21 protein-coding genes are annotated in these 20,708 nt (G+C 68.3%); 14 read left to right on the forward strand and 7 right to left on the reverse strand.

Going from position 1 to position 20,708, the window contains the following annotated elements:
• Nucleotides 1–70 precede the first annotated feature (70 nt).
• Nucleotides 71–1,045, forward strand: a complete 975-nt coding sequence (locus tag BM133_RS03775) for a Bug family tripartite tricarboxylate transporter substrate binding protein (protein ID WP_093431742.1) — start codon at nt 71–73, stop codon at nt 1,043–1,045.
• Nucleotides 1,042–2,568, forward strand: coding sequence for an FAD-dependent oxidoreductase (locus tag BM133_RS03780; RefSeq protein WP_093431743.1), 1,527 nt, complete (start codon nt 1,042–1,044; stop codon nt 2,566–2,568). Before BM133_RS03775 ends, BM133_RS03780 begins: the two co-directional genes overlap by 4 nt.
• 33 nt (nt 2,569–2,601) lie before the next feature.
• On the opposite strand, the gene BM133_RS03785 is transcribed toward BM133_RS03780, so the two are convergent.
• The 4 genes from BM133_RS03785 to BM133_RS03800 are packed head-to-tail and all read right to left on the reverse strand — an operon-like array spanning nt 2,602 to nt 5,376.
• Nucleotides 2,602–3,342, reverse strand: a complete 741-nt coding sequence (locus BM133_RS03785; protein ID WP_093431745.1) for a FadR/GntR family transcriptional regulator — start codon at nt 3,340–3,342, stop codon at nt 2,602–2,604.
• Between the two features lie 55 nt (nt 3,343–3,397).
• Nucleotides 3,398–3,724: an NIPSNAP family protein gene (locus BM133_RS03790; RefSeq protein ID WP_093431746.1), complete on the reverse strand. Its 327-nt coding sequence runs from the start codon at nt 3,722–3,724 to the stop codon at nt 3,398–3,400.
• Nucleotides 3,725–3,760: 36 nt separating this feature from the next.
• A complete protein-coding gene (locus tag BM133_RS03795) occupies nt 3,761–4,186 on the reverse strand; it encodes a Zn-ribbon domain-containing OB-fold protein (RefSeq protein ID WP_093431748.1) in 426 nt (141 codons plus the stop codon).
• Nucleotides 4,183–5,376 carry a thiolase family protein gene (locus BM133_RS03800; protein WP_093431749.1) on the reverse strand — a complete coding sequence of 398 codons (1,194 nt, stop codon included), beginning with the start codon at nt 5,374–5,376 and terminating at the stop codon, nt 4,183–4,185. Before BM133_RS03800 ends, BM133_RS03795 begins: the two co-directional genes overlap by 4 nt.
• A 226-nt stretch (nt 5,377–5,602) precedes the next feature.
• Here BM133_RS03800 and BM133_RS03805 point away from each other — a divergent pair, with 226 nt between their 5' ends.
• From BM133_RS03805 to BM133_RS03820, 4 genes are read left to right on the forward strand one after another with little or no spacing between them, the layout of a single operon-like run.
• Nucleotides 5,603–6,625, forward strand: a complete 1,023-nt coding sequence (locus BM133_RS03805; protein ID WP_093431751.1) for a flavin reductase — start codon at nt 5,603–5,605, stop codon at nt 6,623–6,625.
• A complete protein-coding gene (locus tag BM133_RS03810; protein ID WP_093431753.1) occupies nt 6,622–8,415 on the forward strand; it encodes an FAD-dependent oxidoreductase in 1,794 nt (597 codons plus the stop codon). Before BM133_RS03805 ends, BM133_RS03810 begins: the two co-directional genes overlap by 4 nt.
• Nucleotides 8,399–8,752, forward strand: coding sequence for an NIPSNAP family protein (locus tag BM133_RS03815; RefSeq protein ID WP_093431755.1), 354 nt, complete (start codon nt 8,399–8,401; stop codon nt 8,750–8,752). The genes BM133_RS03810 and BM133_RS03815 overlap by 17 nt, the downstream gene beginning before the upstream one ends.
• Before the next feature lie 17 nt (nt 8,753–8,769).
• A complete protein-coding gene (locus BM133_RS03820; protein ID WP_093431757.1) occupies nt 8,770–9,462 on the forward strand; it encodes a nitroreductase in 693 nt (230 codons plus the stop codon).
• A 21-nt stretch (nt 9,463–9,483) separates the two neighbouring features.
• Here the strand turns inward: BM133_RS03820 and BM133_RS03825 are convergent, their stop codons facing one another.
• Nucleotides 9,484–10,437 (reverse strand): AraC family transcriptional regulator, encoded by a 954-nt coding sequence (locus BM133_RS03825; protein ID WP_177224716.1) that lies wholly within the window; start codon nt 10,435–10,437, stop codon nt 9,484–9,486.
• A gap of 210 nt (nt 10,438–10,647) precedes the next feature.
• Between BM133_RS03825 and BM133_RS03830 the strand changes: the two genes are divergently transcribed.
• From BM133_RS03830 to BM133_RS03865, 8 genes are all read left to right on the forward strand, one after another.
• Entirely contained in the window at nt 10,648–11,925 is a 1,278-nt protein-coding gene (locus BM133_RS03830; protein ID WP_093431759.1) for an LLM class flavin-dependent oxidoreductase, read from the forward strand.
• Nucleotides 11,922–12,710, forward strand: coding sequence for an alpha/beta fold hydrolase (locus BM133_RS03835; protein ID WP_093431761.1), 789 nt, complete (start codon nt 11,922–11,924; stop codon nt 12,708–12,710). The genes BM133_RS03830 and BM133_RS03835 overlap by 4 nt, the downstream gene beginning before the upstream one ends.
• 11 nt (nt 12,711–12,721) lie before the next feature.
• Nucleotides 12,722–13,672, forward strand: a complete 951-nt coding sequence (locus BM133_RS03840) for an alpha/beta hydrolase (protein WP_093435023.1) — start codon at nt 12,722–12,724, stop codon at nt 13,670–13,672.
• A gap of 92 nt (nt 13,673–13,764) precedes the next feature.
• Complete coding sequence (locus BM133_RS03845) at nt 13,765–14,763, forward strand: Bug family tripartite tricarboxylate transporter substrate binding protein (protein ID WP_093431762.1); 999 nt, start codon at nt 13,765–13,767, stop codon at nt 14,761–14,763.
• Nucleotides 14,764–14,773: 10 nt separating this feature from the next.
• Complete coding sequence (locus BM133_RS03850; RefSeq protein WP_143100079.1) at nt 14,774–15,937, forward strand: iron-containing alcohol dehydrogenase; 1,164 nt, start codon at nt 14,774–14,776, stop codon at nt 15,935–15,937.
• A gap of 50 nt (nt 15,938–15,987) precedes the next feature.
• Nucleotides 15,988–16,980: a flavin reductase gene (locus BM133_RS03855; protein WP_093431766.1), complete on the forward strand. Its 993-nt coding sequence runs from the start codon at nt 15,988–15,990 to the stop codon at nt 16,978–16,980.
• A complete protein-coding gene (locus BM133_RS03860; protein WP_093431768.1) occupies nt 16,977–17,789 on the forward strand; it encodes an enoyl-CoA hydratase/isomerase family protein in 813 nt (270 codons plus the stop codon). Before BM133_RS03855 ends, BM133_RS03860 begins: the two co-directional genes overlap by 4 nt.
• A gap of 28 nt (nt 17,790–17,817) precedes the next feature.
• Complete coding sequence (locus BM133_RS03865; RefSeq protein WP_093431770.1) at nt 17,818–19,056, forward strand: CaiB/BaiF CoA transferase family protein; 1,239 nt, start codon at nt 17,818–17,820, stop codon at nt 19,054–19,056.
• Nucleotides 19,057–19,077: 21 nt separating this feature from the next.
• On the opposite strand, the gene BM133_RS03870 is transcribed toward BM133_RS03865, so the two are convergent.
• The gene (locus BM133_RS03870) at nt 19,078–19,881 is read right to left on the reverse strand and encodes a sugar phosphate isomerase/epimerase family protein (RefSeq protein WP_093431772.1); all 804 of its coding nucleotides are present in this window, start codon (nt 19,879–19,881) and stop codon (nt 19,078–19,080) included.
• An 11-nt stretch (nt 19,882–19,892) separates the two neighbouring features.
• Entirely contained in the window at nt 19,893–20,708 is an 816-nt protein-coding gene (locus tag BM133_RS03875; RefSeq protein ID WP_093431774.1) for an IclR family transcriptional regulator, read from the reverse strand.

A 20,708-nucleotide genomic window follows, 5' to 3' on the forward strand; every position in this document is an offset into this window, starting at 1 on the left:
GGGCGCTCGCCTGCGCGACCACTCGGTCACCCGATCACCCGATCACCCAACTACAAAGAGAGACAACCCCATGAAATCCACCCGACGCGCCTTGCTGACCTTGGCGGCGGTTGCCGCGCTCGCAGCAAGCCCGGCCTTCGCGCAGCCGGATTTTCCGAACAAGCCCATCAAGATCATCGTGCCGTACCCGGCGGGCGGCCTGTCCGACTTCCAGGTGCGCGCCATCGCCGAGCCGTTGGGCAAGCTGCTCGGCCAGCCGATCATCGTGGACAACCGGCCCGGCGCATCGGCCGGCATCGGCACGCTGGCCGTGGCGGCTTCGCCGCCCGACGGCTACACGCTGGGGTTCGTGAACAACGGCTTCGTGATCACGCCCCTGGTCAACAAGAGCGCGAACTACGACCCGGTGAAGGACTTCGCACCGGTGTCGGTGGTGTCGACCTCGCCGATGGTGCTGGTGGTGAACGCGTCGGTGCCTGCCACCGACGTGCGCAGCTTCATCGAGTACGCCAAGGCGCAGCCCGCCGGCATCGAGTACGGATCGGCCGGCACCGCATCGTTCGGCCACATGGCGACGGCACTGTTCTCGCAAGCCACGGGCTTGAACATGACGCACATTCCCTACAAGGGCGAGGCGCCGATGAGCCTGGCGCTGCGCACCGGCGAGGTGAAGGTGCTCATCACCACGCCTTCGCCGCAGATCATGGGCGCGGTCAAGGAGGGCAAGCTCAGGCTGCTGGGCGTGGCTTCCGGCAAGCCCGCGCCGCTGCTGCCCGGCGTCAAGCAGATCTCCGACACCGTGCCCGGCTTCACCGCCGAAGTGTGGTTCGGCCTGTTCGCGCCCAAGGGCACGCCGCCCGAAACGGTGGCCAGGCTCAATGCGGCGCTGGTGAAGGTGCTGGCCATGCCCGAGACCAAGGAAAAGTTCGCGAGCGTGAGCGCGCAGGCCGAAAGCACCTCGCCGGCCACCTACGCGAAGATGGTGCGCGAGGAGTCCGCGCGCTGGGCGGACCTGATCGCCAAGACCGGGATCAAGGCCGAGTGAAGCGCGCTGGCGCTGGCGATGCCGCCGTCGACGTCATCGTGGTCGGGGGCGGTGCGTCGGGGCTGAGCGCTGCCATCGAAGCCGCTGCGGCCGGTGCGCGCACGCTGGTGCTCGAGAAGAACGCGATGCCCGGCGGCAGCAGCCGGCTGTCGGTCGGCTCGATCAATGCCGCCGGCTCCAGCCTGCAGAAACGCGCGGGCATCGTCGACACGCCCGACGAGCACTTCGAGGACATGGACCGCTTCACCGGCGCCTTCTCCTCGCGCGAGAACCTCGCGTTGCGCCGCCTGCTGGTGGACAACGCCGCGGAAACGCTGGAGTGGCTGATGTCGCTGGGCCTGTGCTTCTACGGGCCGACCGCCGACCCGCCGCACCGGCATCCGCGCATGCACAACGTGGTGCCCAACTCGCGCGCCTATCCGTACTGCCTGGGCCGCGAGGCGCGGCGCCGCGGCGTGGAGATTCGCCTGGGCGCGCGCGTGGACGAACTCTTGCGCGCGCCCGATGGCGGGGTGCGCGGGGTGTCTGCACTGATCGACGGAGAGCGCGTGCAGTTCCAGGCGCGCCGCGGCGTGGTGCTGGCCGCCGGCGACTACAGCAACGGCAGCGAGATGAAGCAGCGCTTTCGCCCCGAGCTGGCCGGCATTCCGGGCGTGAACCCGACCGCAACCGGCGACGGGCATCGCATGGCCGAGGCCTTCGGCGCGCAGCTGGTCAATGGCGAGGTCGTCTACGGGCCGGGCCTGCGATTCGTGGAGCCGGCGCGGCCGAGCCTCGTGCGGCGGCTGCCGCCTTCGTGGTGGCTGGGGCAACTGATGCAGCTGTCGCTCAACCACCTTCCGATCCGGTGGTTCCGTCCCTTCGTGATGGCCTTCATGACGGCCTCGCTGGGCCCCGAGGCCGCGATGCTGCGGGCCGGCGCGGTGCTGGTCAACGCCGAAGGGCGGCGCTTCACCGACGAACTCGCCCAGCCGGGGCTGGCGATCGCGCAGCAGCCCCGCGGGCTTGCGTGGCTGGTGTTCGACAGCCGCGTGGCGCAGATGTTTTCCGCGCCGCCGCACCACGTGTCGACCGCGCCCGGCGTGGCCTTCGCCTACCTGCCGGATTACCTGCGGCATCGCAAGGACCTCTACCACCGCGCGGAAAACCTCGACGCGCTCGGCGCGGGCATGGGCATGCCGGCGGGTGCGCTGCGGCAGGCGATCCAGGCGCACAACGCGCAGCTCGCGGGCGAGCCTTCATCGAAGGCGGCGGCAGCCGGCAGGGGTGCGGTGACCGAGGGGCCGTTCTACGCGCTCGGCCCGCTGGAGAGCCGCATCGTCATCACCGATGGCGCGCTGGCCGTGAACACCTCGCACCAGGTGCTGGCGACCGGCGGCGCGGTGATCCCCAGGCTCTATGCCGCGGGCTCGGTGGGGCAGGGTGGCGCGCTGCTGGCCGGCAACGGGCACCACATCGTCTGGGCCGTGACCTCGGGCCGGCGCGCCGGGCGCTTCGCGGCGCAGGCGCCGCAGCGGGCCTGAAGGAGCGCCGGGAAGAAGGCCTTCAGAAGGCCTTCAGGCCTTCTGGCGCTCGTTCCAGAGATCGAGGTACTTGGTCTCCAGGCGCTTCAAGAACTTGCTCATCTCGAGCGCGGCCGCATCCGCATCGCGCTCGCGCAGGTGCTTGAGCAGGCGCCGCCGCGAGGGCAGGGTGTAGGCGTTTTCGCTCGGGCCGATGCCCTTGATGAACTGCCGCATGATTTCCATCATGCCTTCCATCGTGACCTGGATGATCGGGTTGCGCGTGGCGCCCGCCAGGATGTTGTGGAACTGCCGGTGCAGCTCGGCGCGCTCTTCGAAATTGCCCGCCTTCTGCGCGCGCACCGCCGCCTGGACGTTGGCTTCGAGCGCCTTCAGGTCGTCTTCGGTGATGCGCTCGCAGGCCACGCGGACCACGATGGTGCTCACCCAGATGCGCGCCTCGGTGAGGTGCTGCGGCGTGATGGTGCCCAGGTGGTAGAGGTCGCGCAGGCCGTTGACGATCACGCCCGAACTGCCCGGCAGCACGAAGGCGCCACCGGTCGCACCCTTGCGCAACTCGATCATTCCCGAGAGTTCGAGCGCGCGCAGCGCTTCGCGCAGGGTGTTGCGGCTGACGTTGAACTTGGCCGACAGCTCGCGCTCGCCGGGCAGGCGGTCGCCCGGTCGCAGCTTGCCCTTGGCCACCAGCTCCCGGATCTGGCCCGCGATTTCCTCGAAGGCGCGCTGCGGCGTGATCGGGGCGAAGCCAAAGGCGGAAACGGGGGTTTCTTTCATGCAGGGCGCCGGGGTCGGGTGGAAAACCGGCCATTCTATCGAGCGCCCCCGGGGGCTATTTTTCGAGCGAGAACGGCACCGCTGCCAGCAGTTCGTTGCTGATCCGGGCCACGGTCGGGCCGTCCTTTTCGCTGGCGGCAACTGCTTGTGCCCATTCGGGATCGGCGCGAAAGGCGACCCAGGCCGCGTCGCGCTGTTCATGCGAATCCCATTCGAGCATGTACTTGACCTGGTTGTTGTCTTCGCCCACGCCGATGGTGAACAGCGGGCCGGGCTTGAAGCCGTGCTTCCTGAACAGGCCCAGCGTGGCGGTCTTGAAGCGGTTCAGCACGACCGGCATCTTGCCGGGCATGCAGGTGTAGGTGCGGAATTCGTAGAACATGGGGTTCTTTCTGCGTAAATTGAAGAAGAAAAGAGGTCAGCAGGCAGGGCGAGAGGCGAAGAGCGGCCCGTCCTCGAAGCGCAGCACGACGAGCTCCATCGGCATGCCGTTCTGGAAGGCGACGCCCTCGCGCTCGACCATCCGCGTGGCAATGCGCAGCCCGATGTCCAGGTCGACCACGCACAGCGCATAGGGCGACTCGTCGGTGAACACGCGCGGCGCGGCATGCACGCGGGTCCACGAATACAGCGTGCCGCGGCTGCTCAGGTCTTTCCACTGCATGCGGTCCGACCAGCAGTGCGGGCAGATCGGCTTGGGCGGAAAGGTGAACTTGCCGCAGGCCTCGCAGCAGGTGGTTTGCCAGCGGCCTTGCGCCAGTCCGCTCCAGAACGGCTCGGTGAACTGCGAGATACGCGGCGGATAGGCGCGCTTGCGCGCCACGGGAATGATCTCGAGCGTCATCGAACGGCCTCCAGCACGTGCATCAGTGCGGCGTTGTAGTTGCCCAGTTCTCCAGTCGTGAGGCCGAGCCGCGCGTTCTTCACCTGGCGTTCGCCGGCGCGGCCGCACAGCTGGTCGTGCATCTCGATCATGTTGTAGAGCGAGGTCACGTAGGCCGGGTGGCCGCGCGAGGTGAGCCCGCCGGAGGTGGAGATGGGAATGCGCCCGCCCAGGCGCGTCTGCCCTTCGGCCGCGCCCGGCGCGCCCTGGCCGCGCGCGAAGAAACCGGCCGCCTCGCTCACCAGCACCTCGACGATGGTGCAGGGCGCGTAGAACTCGGCCACGTCGATGTCGGCGGCCGAGATGCCGGCTTCGCCGTATGCCGTGGCGCAGGCCTGCTTCGCGGCGACGAGTTCGGTCATGTCGTTCGGGATCTCGTTGATCTGGTGCGAACCGTCGTGGCAGAAGCCGCGACCGCGCACGATCGCGTAGGGCCGCCCCAGCGTCCTGGCAACGTCTTCGGAGGCCAGCACCAGGCAGGCCGCGCCGTCGCTGCGGCCCGGCACGTCATAGAGGCCGAGCGGCTCGACGATGGGGCGCTGCGCCATCACTTCGTCGAGCGTGATCGGCGTGCGGTACTGCGCCAGCGGGTTGAGCGAGGCGTGGTGGCGGTTCTTGACCGCGACGGCGCCGAACTGCTCGCGCGTCGCGCCCCAGTCGTGCATGTAGCGCATCGCGTCCATGGCGTACCAGGAGATCGGGATGAAGCCGGCGCTGGCCTGGAAGTCGATGTCGCCCGTGGTGCGCATGCTGCTCATCGCGTGCTCGACCGAGGGCGTGGCGGCCTCCATGTTGATGCCCAGCGCGAGCGCGACGTTGGCGCGGCCCAGCAGGATCTCGTTGCAGGCCTGGTCGAAGGCCAGTGCGGCCGTCATGCCGTTGCCCATTACTTCCATCACCGTGCCCGTGCACGCCAGGCGCAGGTGGCTCACCAGGAAGGTGTGAAAGTACTTCTGCAGCGTGTAGGGGCGCGGCACCGTGAAGACCAGGCTCTGGATGTCCTTCTTCTCGACCCCGGCGTCGGCGACGGCGTCGACCACCAGCCGCGTCATGATTTCCTGCTCCATCACCTGCAGCGGCGCGTCGCTGCGGGTCTGGTGGCGCCCCACGGGAATGGCGCTGGTGCCCACGAGGGCGACCCTTCTTGTCATTGCGGTTCCTTGGTTCCTGGTGTCGGCCCGCGCAGGCGAGAAGCGCTGCGCGGGCCGCGGAGGCCAAAGTATATCCATTGGACAGACCATTGAAGATGTAGGCGACCCGAATTGACAGTATGTCGGTCGAGCGTTACATTGGTAATACCATTGAATATCTAAATGCGGGTATGGTCAGCCCCGCCGTCGTGGTTGACCGAACCCGCCCACTCCAGGAGCCTCACCCATGTCCGAGACTGCCGAAACCACCGTGACCGCCGCTCTGCCCGCATCCGGGCGCGATGCCGCCGCCAGCGTCGCTTTCGACGTTCGCGAGTTCCGCAATGCCCTCGGCAGCTTTCCCACGGGCGTCGCGATCATCACCACCACCGGTGCCGATGGCCGCCCGGTCGGGCTGACCTGCAATTCGTTCAGTTCCGTGTCGCTGGAGCCCCCCCTGGTGTCCTGGGGCCTGCGCATCAACAGCAAGAGCCTGGCGATCTTCCAGGAGGCGGGCGCCTTCGCCATCAACATCCTGTCCGAAGACCAGAAGGACCTGTCGGGCCGCTTCGCGAGCAGCAGCATCGTGGACAAGTTCGAGGGCGTGGCATGGCGCCCGGGGCTTGGCGGCCTGCCGGTCATCGAGGACTGCGTGGCCACCTTCGAGTGCGCCAAGTTCGCCGAGCACGTCGCGGGCGATCACGTGCTGTTTCTCGGGGAGGTGCGCAAGTTCGACCACGGTCGCCGCGAGGATTCGCTGGTCTTCTACAAGGGCGCCTACATGATGCTCACGCAGTCGCTGCGCGAGTTGGCGGCGCGTGGACGCATGGAGCCGCAGAACCTCGACCAGGCGCGCCGCCTCGTCAACTGCATGCTCTTGCGGCTGGCCTGCGAGAACGGCGAGCCCGAAGACTTCGATGCGATCGAGCGCAACATCCTGGAGATCGAAGGCTATTCGGACCTCGTGGACCGCGAGAAGCGCGCCGAAGCCAGCCTGGAATTCTTTCGCCTGATCACCCGCGCCGCACACAACGAGGTGCTGGTGGTGGTGTCCGAGACGCTCACCAACATCCTGCGCCAAGTGCTCAAGGCCGAGTCTTCGCTCAAGTACCGGCCCGAGCTGGTGCCCGTGCGCAAGAAGATCCTGACGCATCTGCGCGAGCGCAATGCGGACGACGCCGAGGCCGAGATGACCTATTACTTCGATGAAATGCGCCGCGGCGCGGCGGCCATCGCGGCCGCCCAGGCGCAAGCCAAAGGAACCGTATGACCCAAGCCTCCTCACCTTCTGCCGGCCGCGCCGCGCAGCCCCTGCCGTCCGAATGCGACGTGCTCGTGATCGGCGCCGGAGCCGGCGGCATGTCCACCGCCATCACGGCGCGCAAGAGCGGCCTGGACGTGGTCGTGGTCGAGAAAGCGCCGGTGTTCGGCGGTACCACTTCCTTCTCGGGCGGCGTGCTCTGGATTCCGCGCAGCCCGCACGCGAAGAAGGCCGGTATCGACGATCCGCGCGAAGCGGTCATGCGCTACATGCGCGCCGAAACAGGCCAGTTCTTCGACGAGCCGGCCGTCAATGCCTTCGTCGACCGGGGACCCGAGATGATCGAGTTCTTCGAACGCGAAACCGCGGTCAAATTCATTCCCACGCTGTACCCCGACTACCACCCGAACGTCGACGGCGGCGTCGACATCGGACGCTCGATCCTTGCGGCACCCTTCGACATCCGCGGCCTCGGCGCGGACATGGCGCGGCTGCGGCCGCCGCTGAAGACCATCACCTTCATCGGCATGATGTTCAATTCGTCGAACGCCGACCTGAAGCATTTCTTCAACGCGACCAAGTCGCTCAAGTCCGCGAGCTACGTTGCCAGGCGCCTGGTCAATCACGTGAAGGAACTGGTGCTGTACCGGCGCGGCGTGCAGGTGACCAGCGGCAACGCGCTCGCGGCGCGGCTGGCCAAGTCGACGCTGGACCTGGGCATTGCGATCCACACCGACACGCCGGCCAATGAACTCATCGTCGAGAACGGCCGCGTGGTCGGCGCGGTGGTGCAGGGCACAGGCGGCCCGCAGCGCATCCGCGCGCGCAAGGCGGTGGTGCTGGCGTCGGGCGGCTTCGCGCACGACGTGCAGCGCATCGCCAGGGCCTACCCGCACGTGCGGCGCGGCGGCGAGCACTTCTCGCCCGTGCCCGCCGAGAACACCGGCGACGGCGCGCGCCTGGCCGAGCAGGTCGGTGGCTCGGTGCCGATTCGCTACGCGGCGGCCGCCGCCTGGATGCCGACCTCCAAGGTGCCGCTGGGCGACGGCCGCTTTGGCGCGTTCCCGCACCTGCTGGACCGCTACAAGCCCGGCATCATCGGCGTCACGCGGCGCGGCAAGCGGTTCACCAACGAATCGAACTCGTACCACGACGTGGGCGCCGCGATGATCGAGGCCTGCAAGGACGAGAAGGAAACCGCCATGTGGCTGGTCTGCGACCAGGCCACCATCGGAAAGTACGGCCTGGGCTATGCCAAGCCCGCACCCATACCGCTCATGCCGTTCGTGCGCAACGGCTACCTCAGCAAGGGCGGCACGCTGGCCGAGCTCGCGCGCAATGCGGGCATCGACGCGGCGGCGCTGGAGGAAACGGTGCGCAAGTACAACGAAGGCGCGGTGCGCGGCGAAGACCCTGAGTTCGGCCGCGGCAGCACCTCGTTCAATCGCTACCTCGCCGATCCCGAGCACAAGCCCAACCCGTGCGTCGCGCCGATCGTCAAGGGGCCGTTCTATGCGCTGAAGGTCGTCATGGGCGACCTGGGCAGCTTCGACGGCATCCGCACCGACGTGATGGGCCGTGTGCTGGCCGACGGCGGCAAGCCCATCGCGGGCCTGTACGCGGTCGGCAACGACCGCGCGAGCGTGATGGGCGGCAACTATCCCGGCGCGGGTATCACGCTGGGGCCAATCATGACTTTCGGCTACCTCACGGCCCGCCATATCGCGGGTCTCGAACCCGAACCGGCGCAAGCCGCGCCCCAACCTGTCGAGGAAAGAGCCGATGCCGTTGCCGCTTGATATGCCGCCCAAGAAGTTCGTTGATCACCGCATCTACACCATCGCGTTGCGCAAGATGCCGGAGTTCCTGGAGGTCTTCGACCGCCTCGCGATGCCGGTGCTGCTGCAGACGCTCGGCACGCCGCTGGGTTTCTACATGAGCCACGTGGGTCCGCTCAACCAGGTGGTGCACCTGTGGGGCTACGACGATCTGGCCGACTACGAGCGGCGCTGCCACGCGCGCGACACGCATCCCGATTTCCCGGCGTATCTTTCGGCCTCGGAGCACCTCATCGTGGCGCAGGAGACCCGCCTGATCCGGCATGTCGACCTGCCGAGCCTGCGCAACAAAGCCTGAATCACACCGGAGATCGCATGAATTCGACCGTCGACCTGCCAGCCGCGATGCTGGACAGCCTGCTCGCCGCACGCCACAGCTGTCGCGCCTACCTGCCCAAGCCGGTCGAACGCGACGTGCTGACGAGCATTTTCGAAACCGCACAGCGCACGTCATCCTGGTGCAATTCGCAGGCCTGGCAGGTGTCGGTGACTTCCGGCGACGCCACCGAGCGGCTGCGCTCCGCACTGCTGGAAGCAGCCGGCACCGGTGCGCCGGGCGGCAGCGACTTTCCGTTTCCCGAGGCCTACACCGGCGTCTACCTGGAGCGCCGCCGCGAGTGCGGCTTCAGGCTCTACAACGCCGTGGGCGTGGAGCGTGGCGACAAGGTCGGCTACGCGCGTCAGACGCTGGAGAACTTCAGGCTCTTCGGCGCGCCGCACGTGGCGATCCTCACCAGCGACCCGGGCCTGGGCGTCTATGGCGCGGTGGACGTGGGCGGCTACGTGCAGGTGCTGCTGCTGGCGATGCAGGCGCACGGCGTCGCGGCCATCCCGCAGGCGGCGCTTACGCACCACAGCGCGCTCATCAAGTCGCAGCTGGGCATCGCACCGGAGCGGCAGATGGTCTGTGGCATCTCGTTCGGCTACGAGGACACGGTGCACCCGGCCAACAGCTTTCGCACGAGCCGTGCGCCGGTGTCCGAGGTGGTGAGTTGGGTGGACGGCTGAACGACTGGACGGCTGCACCCTTCAAGCAGGTGCGGCATGCGCGCGAAAGTCTTTCGGCGACGCACCCATCACGCGCTTGAACGCGTTGCTGAACGCGCTCTCGGACCGGTAGCCGATTTCGTAGGCGATGCTCGCCACGTTGCCCCGCCCCGCGCGAAGCGCCAGGCCGGCCTTGCGCATGCGCAGGTGCAGCAGATAGTCGAGCGGCGCCGATCCCGTGAGCTCCTTGAAGCGCAGCGCGAAGATGGATCGCGACATTCCGGCGGCTCGGGCGAGTTCGCCCACCGTCCAGCGGCGATCGCTTTGTGCATGCATGAGTCCCAGCGCAGCGCCGATGTGCGGATTGGCCAGCGCGGCCAGCCAGCCGAGCGGCGGATGCTCGGGCGATGCGGCCACGCGGCGCAGCGCGTGAACCAGCATGATCTGCGCCACGTGGTGCGTGACGAAAGATGCACCGAAGCGCCGCTCCCTCGTCTCGTAGTCGAGCATGTCGATGGCCGCCTTCAGCACTTCCGAAGAGCCGTCGCCGGCCTTCAGGTGCAGGGTCGGCGGCAGCACGCCCAGCAGCACTTCGGTGCTCAGCTCGTCGAATGTGAAGCGCCCGCTGACCAGCGAGACGCGCTCGCCTTGGCCGGTGCCGTAATGGAGGTGGCTGTCGTTGCGCCGGAATAGCTCCACCCCGTCCTCGGGCCGGATCGAGAGATCGCTCGCAACGGTGTAGACCTGGCCGCGCGTCAGCAGATACCCGTCGCCGGCCTCGATGCGCAGGGGCTGCGCCTCGTTGCCGACGGTGAGCCAGCACGCGCCGGCGACGGCCGCGCCGAAGCGTACGTGCGAAGAGCCCGGGAAGCTCAGTGCCCAGTCGCCGCGCGCATCGAGCCGCGCCGGGTAGCGATGGTCCACGCGCAACAGGGAAAACACATGCGAGATGGGGTCCGAGGGGTCCGTCCCCAAAAATCGGCTGTACGTGGTCATGGCGAAGAGGGGCGGCGAACCCACGAATGAACCAACGGATGGACCAACGATTATTTCACCGGCGAGTGCGACGTGGTGCTCCTCGACGGCGCGCATTGGTCCGTACTAACCCCGATGCCCGCGGGACGATCGCGCAAGGATTACGGAGCGCGCGGCATGGCCGCGCTGGCCGCGGGATCCGAAGATTCGCTCCACACCCCAGGAGCATGAATGAAGACGATTTTTTTTCACCAGCAAGGCTACCGTGACCTGCCCGAAGATTTCCACAAGAAGTACGAAAGCGTGTGGGTCACGCTGCCGAGCGACGAGCTCTGCGACCCGCAGATGGTGCGCAAGTACCTGCGCTGGAACGTCGAGGAACTGGAACTGGCCGACGATCTCGGCTTCGACGCCATCGGCGTCAACGAGCATCACCAGAACGCCTATGGCTTTCCGGTTGCGCCCAACATCATCGCGGGCATCATGGCGCGCCGCAATTCCGACGCCGGCATCGTGGTGTTGGGCAACACCATTCCGCTGTACAACCCGCCGCTGCGCGTGGCCGAAGAGTACGCGCTGCTGGACTGCCTGAGCGGCGGGCGGCTGGTCGCCGGGCTGCCCGTGGGGTCGCCGCCGGACACGGTCGGCAACTACGGCCTGCCGCCGACGCAGGTGCGCGAGCGCTACTACGAGGCGCACAAACTCATCACCGAGGCCTGGACGCGAAAGGGGCCGTTCCCCTTCAACGGCCGCTTCACCAAGCTCGGTAACGTCAATCCGTGGCCCAAGCCGATCCAGAAACCGCACCCTCCGATCTGGCTGGCCGGGGGAGGCTCGGTCGAGACGTGGAAGTTCGCGACGGACAACAACTACACCTACAGCTACCTGAGTTTCTCGGGCCTGAAACAGGCCAAGAGCATGATGCAGGGCTACTGGAACCAGGTCGAAGCGGCGGGCCTGGACGACAACCCCTACCGGGCCGGTTTCGCGCAGGCGGTGGGGGGGGGCGCCACCGACGCCGAGGCCGAGAAGCTGTATCTCGAGCACATCCGCAACTTCTATTCGAAGTCGCTGCACATCCCGCCCTACATGCAGGCGCCGCCCGGCTTCCTGAGCAAGAAGAGCGTGGAGTTCGGCATGAACCAGGGCTTGCAGCGCGGACAGGGCAAGAAGCTGCTCGGCGACGTGACCAAGGCGTCGTGGAAGGACTTCACCGAAACCTACGGCATGGTCGTGGGCGGTAGCCCGGAGACAGTTGCGCAGAAGCTGGAGGAGGGCATCCGCGACCTGCGCATCGGCCACCTGATGGTCATCATGCAGTTGCAGTCGATGGACCGCGAGCTGACCGAATACAACACGCGCCTGTTCGCCGAGAAGGTGCTTCCGCGCCTGCGCAACATCTGGCTCAAGGAGGGCTACCAGGATCACTGGTGGCCGCAGGGCGCCACCCGCTTTTCCACCCCCGAATCCCGGGCCCTGCCCGTCAGCCTGGAGGCTGCAGCGAAATGAGCGCCACCTTTCGAACCATCGAACTGGGCCGCGGCCTGCAGCCCAACCCCGTGCTCGTGAAGGGCCAGGGCTCGCCCGTCGTCTACCTGCACGGCCTCACCGGCCAGCGCTGGGACGGCTTTCTGGACGGGCTCTCGCGCAAGCACAAGGTGCTGGCGCCGGCCAGCGCCGGTGCCGACGAGCCCGACGAGCTCCAGGCCTTCGATACCGTGCACGATCTGGTGCTGTACTACGACGACGTGTTCCGCGCGCTGGGCTTGGGGCAAATCGACCTGGTCGGGCATTCGTTCGGCGGAATGATCGCGGCCGAGTACGCAGCGGCCTATCCTGAACGCGTTCGCAGGCTGGTGCTGATCGATCCGCTGGGCCTGTGGCGCGAGGATGCGCCGACCACCAACTTCACCTACCAGACGCCCGAGGCGCAGACGCAACTGCTGCTCGGCGATCCGCAGAGCGAGGCGGTGAAAGCCTTCATGGCGTTGCCTGAGGAGCAGCCAGCGAAGAACGCCGAGATCGTGCGCCGCATCACGGGCATGGCGAGCATCCTTCATTTCACCTGGCCGATTCCCGAGCGCGGCCTGGCGCGCCGGCTTTACCGCATCGCGGCGGACACGCTGGTGGTCTGGGGAGAAGACGACGCCGTGGTCTCGCCCAGTTATGCGGAGCACTTCAAGGCGGGCATCGCGCAGGCGCAGGTCGCGCGCATCGCCCGGGCCGGCCACATGCCGCAATTCTCGCAACCGGCCGACGTGCTCGACAAGGTGCTCGGTTTTCTCGACCGCTGAAGATGTCGCGCATGCCGCTCGATCCTCAAGTCGCCGCGCTGCTCGAAGCACGCGCCAAGGTGTTGCCGCGCACGGGCACCGTGCCCGCCGTCGAGATGCGCGCCCTGCACAAGGCGCTGCTCGCCAGGGCGCTGCCCGGACCCGCGATACACGACGTGCGCGATGCCGCATTCGCGGGGCCAGCGGGCGCGGTGCCGGTGCGGGTCTACCGGCCCGCGCCGCAGGTGGATGCGCTCATCGTCTACTTCCATGGCGGCGGATGGACCGTGGGTTCGCTCGACGGTTGGGACGCCGCGCTGCGCAGGCTCGCGCTGCGCAGCCGCTGCGCCATCGTCTCGGTCGACTACCGCCTCGCGCCGGAGCACCGCTTTCCGGCGGCGCACGACGATGCGCTGGCCGCCGTGCGATGGGCGGGTGCGCACATCGTCGAACTGGCCGGCGCGCCCGTGCCGCTTGTCGTCGCGGGCGACAGCGCCGGCGCCAACCTCTCGACAGCGGTGGCGCGCATCGTGAGCGACGAGGGTGGCCCCGCCATCGCCGCGCAGGTGCTGCTCTATCCCAGCACCGACGGCAACGTCGACTCGGCGTTCATGCACCGCTTCGTGCCGCCGTCGCTCGCGCGGGAGGAAATCGCCTGGTACTTCGACCAGTACGCGCCCGATCACGCGCAGCGCACCGACCCGCGCTTCGCGCCGCTGCACGCCGGCGACCTGGCCGGCCTGCCGCCGGCCTTCGTCGGCACGGTCGACAACGACCTGCTGCGCGAGGAGGGCGAACTCTATGCGCAGCGGCTCGAGGCCAGCGGCGTGCCCGTGGTGGCCAGGTGCTACCGCGGCACGGTCCACGGCTTCTTCACTGCCGACCGCGGGCTGGCGCCGCATTCGGATGCGGCGATGGCCGACATCGCGGACTTCATCGCGCAGGTGCTCGGCAGCGCGGCGGCGCGCGTGCCGTCCGGTTGAGCATCGCCCCCGCCCCGACAGCCGACAGCCGACAGCCGACAGCCGACAGCCGACAGCAAAGACAACCACAACGACAAGCACCGGAGACACACATGGACCACACCGAAAATCTGGCGCGCCGCACCGGGGGCCGCCGGCGCTTGCTGAAAGGCGCCGCGGGCCTGGCAGTCGCCGCGGCGCTGCCGCACGGCGCCTGGGCGCAGGGCAAGCTCACGCGCATCGTGCTGCCATTCCCTGCGGGTGGCCTCAACGACACCATCGTGCGGCAGCTGAGTATCTCCATGGCGGCGACCCTCGAACGCAATGTGATCGTCGAGAACAGGCCCGGCGCCGCGGGGCTCATCGGCACGCGCAACGTGCAGAACGCCGCACCCGACGGCGCTTCGCTGTTGTTCAACTACATCGGGCTCGTGGGCCTGCCCTTCACGCAGAAGGGGGCGAACTACGACCCCATTCACGACTTCGCGCCTGTGGGCATGGTGGCCGAGGGGCCCGCCTACATCGTCGTCAACGGCAACGTGCCGGCGCGCACGCTCGGCGAGTTCATCGCCTGGGCGAAGACCGTGCCCAACGGCGTGGAATCGGCCACGTCGGGTCCGGGCGGCGGCAGCCACATGTGGACGTTGCTGTTGTCGAAATACGCAGGCATCAGTCTGTTGCCCGTGCCGTACAAGGGCGGTTCGGAGCAATCGATGGCACTGATCTCGGGCGACGCGAAGGTCCTGATCAGCAACATGTCGGAGGCCATCAACTCCCAGGTCAAGGCGGGCAAGCTGCGCATCCTTGCCGTGGCCTCGGAGCGCCAGATGGGCATCACCGGCGGCGTTGCGCTGGCCAAGGACACAGTGCCGGGCTTCGTGATCGAAGGCTGGAGCGGACTGTTCGCCCCGGCCGCCACGCCCCCCGCGATGATCGCGACGCTCAGCGCGGCGGTCAGGAAGGCGGTGGAGGAGCCCGTCTTCAAGGAGAAGTGCAACTCGCTGTATCTCGAACCGCGCTACCAGGGGCCCGACGAGTTCAGACAGACGATGCTCAAGACCACGGCTTTCTGGAGGCGCGTGGTGACCGAACTCGACATCAGCCCGCAATGAAGGCAAGCCTGTGAGTCCTCTCCTGCATCAGTATTCGCTGATGGAGCGCGTGCTTCACGACCAGCGCGCCGCCGAAGCACTGCCCGGCGAAGTTCGCCGCCACGGCAGCAGCCGGGCCTTTATCGTCAGCACCGCGTCGCTTGCGCAGAGTCCGCGGCTGCGCGAGATCGCCGAGGCGCTCGGGCCGACTTGCGCGGGCGTCTACACGGGCGTTCGGGCGCATGCGCCGCGCGACAGCGTCATGGCCGGTGCGGTCGCGGCGAGGCAGGCCAAGGCCGATCTGCTCATCGCGATCGGCGGGGGCTCGGTCATCGATGCCGCCAAGGTCATGCTGCTCGTGCTGCGGCACGGCTATACCCATGCCGAGCAGCTCGACGTGCACGCGGGCGCACCTTGGAACACGGAAACCCAACGGCCGCGCGACCATGCGCACTGGCTGCGCATGATGGCCGTGCCGACCACGTTCTCGGCCGCCGAGTACACCTCCGTCGGAGGTGCCACCGAACCGAAGACGAAGGCCAAGCAGGCCTTCGGCAGCCAGATGATGATGCCGGTCGCGGTCGTCAACGATCCCGTCATGACGCTGACGGCGCCGCTCGACCTGCTGCTCGCGACAGGCATGAAGGCGGTGGACCACGCGGTCGAACGCCTGACGTCGAACCGGGCGAACCTCTACAGCGACACCGTGTCGGCCGTGGCGCTCTCGCTGCTGTCGCGCAACCTGCCCGCACTGCGGCGCGATCCGTCGAGCCTGGCGGTCCGGGGCGAACTGCAGTACGGCGTCTTCCTGTCGATGGCCGGCATTGCCAGCGGGACGCGCAGCAACCTGGCGCATGCCATCGCCCACGCGATGGGGTCGCTGTGCGACGTGCCGCACGGGTTGACCTCGTGCGTGCTGCTCGCGCCGGTGCTGCGCTGGGTCGGCGATGCCGCGGGCGGCAAGCAGCGGGTCATCTGCGAGGCGATGGGGCGCGAGGGGGCCGACGCGGCCTCGGCGGTGGCCGATCTCGTGGCGTCGCTGGGCTTGCCCGCGCGGCTGCGCGACGTCGGCGTGCGCCAGGAGTTGCTGGCCACGATCGCCGAGCGCACCCTGCACGACCCGCTGACCGCCAACTGCGCGCGCAAGGTCGAATCGGCCTCGCAGGTGCGCGAGGTGCTGGAGATGGCCTGGTAGCCGGGGCGGCAGTTCGGCAGGCAATGAACGAATAAGCCAAAGGAACAACCATGACAACTGTGATCGATCGTCCCGTGGACGCCCCTCTGTTCGACGCGCGCGAATTCCGCGACGCGCTCGGCACTTTCCCCACAGGCGTGGCCGTCATCGCCACCGTCGACGCCCAGGGCGCACCCGTGGGCCTGACCTGCAACTCGTTCAGTTCGGTATCGCTCGACCCGCCGTTGGTGTCCTGGAGCCTGCGCAAGGCCAGCAAGTCGCTGGAGGTGTTCCGCTGTGCGCCGTGCTTCACGATCAACATCCTGGCGGACGACCAGCACGAGTTCTCCGGCCGGTTCGCGAGCAGCAAGGTCGCCGACAAGTTCGACGGCGTGGGCTGGTGGCCCGGGTATGGCGGGGCGCCCGTCATCGATGGCTCGCTCGCGCATTTCGAGTGCGCCACCTTCGCCGTGCACGAAGCGGGCGACCACCTGATCTTCATCGGCGAGGTGCAGCGCTTCGACCATGGGGGCCAGCAGGAGCCGCTGGTGTTCTGCAAGGGCGCCTACATGATGCTCACGCAGTCGCTGCGCGAGTTCGTGACGAAGGGCCGGATATCGCCTCAGGACATCCACGACGCGCGCGGCCGCGTCTATGCGGTGCTGCTGCGGCTGGCCTGCGAGAACGGCAGCGACGGCGACTTCGACGCGATCGAAACCCACCTGGCGCGGCTTGAAGCCTTCACGGCCGCGGCGGACATCGAAAAGCGCATGCAGGCCGGCGTGGACTTCTTTCGCCTGGTGGCCGGCGCGGCCCACAACGAGGTGCTGTCGCTGGTGGCCGAGTCGCTCAACACGCTGTTGACGCACGCGCTCCAAGCCCAGATCGTGCGGGCCCGGCAGATGCATCCGTCGGCCGATCTCGTCAATGCGGTCGTGGTGCCGCTGCGGCGAAGGCTGCTTGAGCGGCTGCGGGCGCGAGATGCGGATGGGGCAGAGGCCGTGCTCGACGAGTTCCTGGGCCATTCGAGCCTGCTGAAAAGCGTGGAGGCGCTGATCCGATGACTCCATCCGAAACCGCGAAGGCAGAAACGATCCGCTTGGAGCGCCGCGGGGCAGTGGCCTGGCTTTTCCTGGACCGCCCCGAGGCCATGAACAGCATGAGTCCGCAGATGGTCCGCGAACTCGGCGAGGCACTGGACCGCATCGAGTCGGACGCCGGCCTGCGCGCCGTGGTGATCACGGGCAACGGCCGTGCCTTTTGCGCCGGCGCCGATCTCAAGACGGTGAAGGATCTGGGCGGGCAGGCACAGCGGGAATCCGCCACGCGGCGATTCCTCGACGAGGCGGGCGCACTGCTGCGGCGTATCGAGCGGCTGCCGCTGCCGGTGATCGCGGCGGTCAACGGGCTGGCCCTGGCGGGTGGGCTGGAGACCGTGCTCGTGTGCGATCTCGTCGTGGCCTCGGAAGACGCGAAGTTCGGCGATGCTCACGCGAAATACGGGTTGATCCCGGGCTGGGGCGGCTCCGTGCGGCTGCCGCGCAAGATCGGTGCGAGCCGGGCCAAGCAGATGATGTTCACGGCCGAGCACGTGCCCGCGCGCACGATGGCCGAGTGGGGACTCGTGAATCAGGTTGTGCCGGCGGCGCAACTGCACGAGGCCGCACAGGCACTGTGCGATCGCATCACTGACAAGAGCCCGCTCGGCCTTGCCCGCATGAAGCAACTGGTCGACGATGGACTCGAACAGCCGCTGGACGTCGCGCTGCGCGCGGAGTGCACCACGGTCCAGACGCACCAGGCTTCGCGCGACCGCGCGGAAGGCCTCGCGGCCTTCGCGGAAAAACGCACACCCCGGTTCGACGGGACCTGAGCCGAGTCTTCAATTCCTCTTCTTCGCAATGACCTCATCCAACACCGAACGTTTTGCTGCCAGCGCGCTGGGCGGCCTGCGCATCATCGATTTCACGCACTTCATCGCCGGGCCGCTGGCGACCATGATCGTGGCCGACGCGGGCGCGGACGTGATCAAGGTCGAGAAGCCCCAGGGCGACGACCAGCGCCATTTCGCGCCATCGGAAGCGCGACTGGACGGCGAGGGCGCGAGCTTTCTCTGGGCCAATCGCAACAAGCGCAGCATCACGCTCGACCTGAAGACCGCCGAGGGGCGCGAGATCGCGCAGGCGCTCGTGCGCAGTGCCGACGTGGTGGTCGAGAACTTCTCCTCGCGCGTGATGGCGCAGTACGGGCTCGACTACGAGACGCTCTCTGGCGCCCACCCCGAGCTCATCTATTGCTCGGTGTCGGCCTTCGGGCGCACCGGTGCCTACGCCTCGCGCCTGGGCTTCGACACCATCATGCAAGCCGAGAGCGGCTTCATGTCGCTCAACGGCCACGCCGACCGAGAAGGCGTTCGCGCGGGACCGGCGGTGATGGACATGGCGACGGCGATGATGGCCAGCAACGCGATCCTCATCGCGCTGGCCGCGCGCCACCGCACGGGCAGAGGGCAGCACGTGGACGTGCCGCTGTTCGACACCGCAGTTCTCATGACCGGCTTCATGACGGCGCAGTACCTCTTCAGCCACAAGGTGCCGCGGCGCAACGGCAACGTGAGCAACGACGCCGTGCCCAGCGGCGTGTTCCAGACGGCCGACCACCCGATCTTCGTCACCTGCACGAGCACGGCGCTGTTCCGCCGGCTTTTCATCGAGGTGGCGAACATGCCCGCGATCGGTGAGGAGCCGGCCTTGCAGAAGATCGACGGGCGCATGGCCGCGCGCGACCGCATCATCGACATGCTCGACGAACTCTTTCGCACCGACACGCAGGCGAACTGGCTCGCGCGCCTTGCGAAGGGCAACATTCCGGCGGGTGCCGTGCGCAGCCTGTCCGAGGCGCTCGTCTCGCCGGAGACGAAGGCGCGCGGCATCGTGACCGAGATTGCGCATCCCACGGCGGGAAAGGTGCCGAATGTCGCGCTGCCGCTGTACTTCAGCGAGACGCCGGTAGTGCCGCCCATTGCGGCGCCGACGCTGGGGCAGCACAGCGAAGAGGTGCTCGCCGATGTGCTGGGCTACGACGCCTTGCGCATTCGCGAACTGCGCGAAGCCGGGGTGCTCGGCAAGGCCCGCAGCTGAGCGGCAAGCCGCGCGCTCTGCTCACTCCAGGATCGACTGCGCGGCCGCGATCGACAGCCGCGCCCAGGCGGCATACCCCATGGCCGGCGCGCGCGTGTCGCTCGGCACCTCGATGCTGATGGGCAGGTCGGACGGCAGCCGCGCGAAGAGCCCCGCCAGGTCGATGCCGCCCTCGCCGGGCACCATGCGCTCGCAGCGCGCGGCGTGGATCAGGCCTTCGGCCGTGTCGGGTCCGGGCATCGGGCCGTCGCAGATCTGGCCGTAGTGCAGCCACTCGCGGCGCAGCGCGCCCACGTCGTCGAGACTGCTGCCGGAGCGCGCGAAATGCAGCGCATCGACCAGCACGCCGCCGTTGGGCCGGTCGGCGTTGGCCACGATGCGCGCGGCCGCCTGTACGTCGGGCACGTTCGTCCATGGCATGAATTCCAGGTCCGCCGTGAGGCCGAAGGGCTGCGCCGCGTCGCACAGCGCCGCGAAGGAATCGGCCATGCGCGATTCGTCGGGGTCGTCGCCCGCCACGAGGATGTGCCGGGCGCCCAGCCTCGCGCCGGTCTCCAGGAAGGCGGGGTACCGGCCGGCATCGAACGCGGCGTCGATGCGCAGCACCTCCAGGTCGAGGATGGCCACGCCGGTGCCTTGCATGCGCGCCAGCGTTTCGCGCAGCATGGGCGCATCGGTCATCAGGGGGTAGTGCAGGCCGCCGGGCGTGGTCGGCAGCAGGCGGATGCCCACCGCGGCGCAACCGGTGTCGGCCGCGAGCTGAACCATCTCGGGCGGGGAAAAGGGCAGCGCCATGAGCTGCGCGAGCGAGTACAGGTGCTTCATGCGGTCTTCATTCAGGTCGCAAGGGCTTCGTCTTCGACAGCGGCTGCATATGCGCGGTCGAACAGCGGCGAGGCCTTGCTCGCCGCGGCGATGTCGCCGGCGGCGGCCAGGAGGTCGGGCACGAGCGTGCGCAGCTTCTGGTCGGTCAGGCGCGCCGAAGGCCCCGAGATCGCGATCACGCCCACCGCGCCGAGGCGGTCGCGCACGATCGGCGCCGAGATGGCCGAGAGCCCGCGTGCATAGGATTCCGAGGCGATCGCAAAGCCCTGCCTGCCGGCCTGGCGCACCGCCTTCAGCACGGCGGCCATCGAGGTCGGCGCGTTCGGGCCGAAGCGCTCGGGCTTGCCGATGCCCTGCCTGGACACGAGCGCGATCGCGTCGTCCTCGTCGAGCGTGGACAGCCACGCGAAGCCGGTGGCGGTGCACGAGAGCTGGGCATCGATACCCATGTCGGGGTCGTAGCGCAGGCCTTTGCGCGCCCCCTGCGACAGCGCCACCCAGGTCAGGTGGTCGACGTCGACCACGCCCAGGCGCACCAGTTCGCCGCTGGATTCGGCCAGCCGGTCGAGCACGGGCTGGCACAGGTCGACCACGCCGGAGTTCTTCAGATAGTTCAGGCCCAGCGACACCAGCTTGGTAGTCAGCACGTAGTCGCCGCGCTTGCGCGACTGGCGCACGTAGCCGTTGTCGGCGAGTTCGGTGAGCAGGCGGTGCGCGGCGCTGCGCGGCATGCCGATGTCGTCCGCCAGCACCGCGATCGGCACGCCGCCCACGTCGGCGGCGAGCCGTTCCAGGATCGCCAGGGTTCGCTCCATCACGCCGGCCAT

The sequence above is a fragment of the Variovorax sp. 770b2 genome (assembly GCF_900115685.1).
Classification (GTDB): Bacteria; Pseudomonadota; Gammaproteobacteria; order Burkholderiales; family Burkholderiaceae_C; genus Variovorax.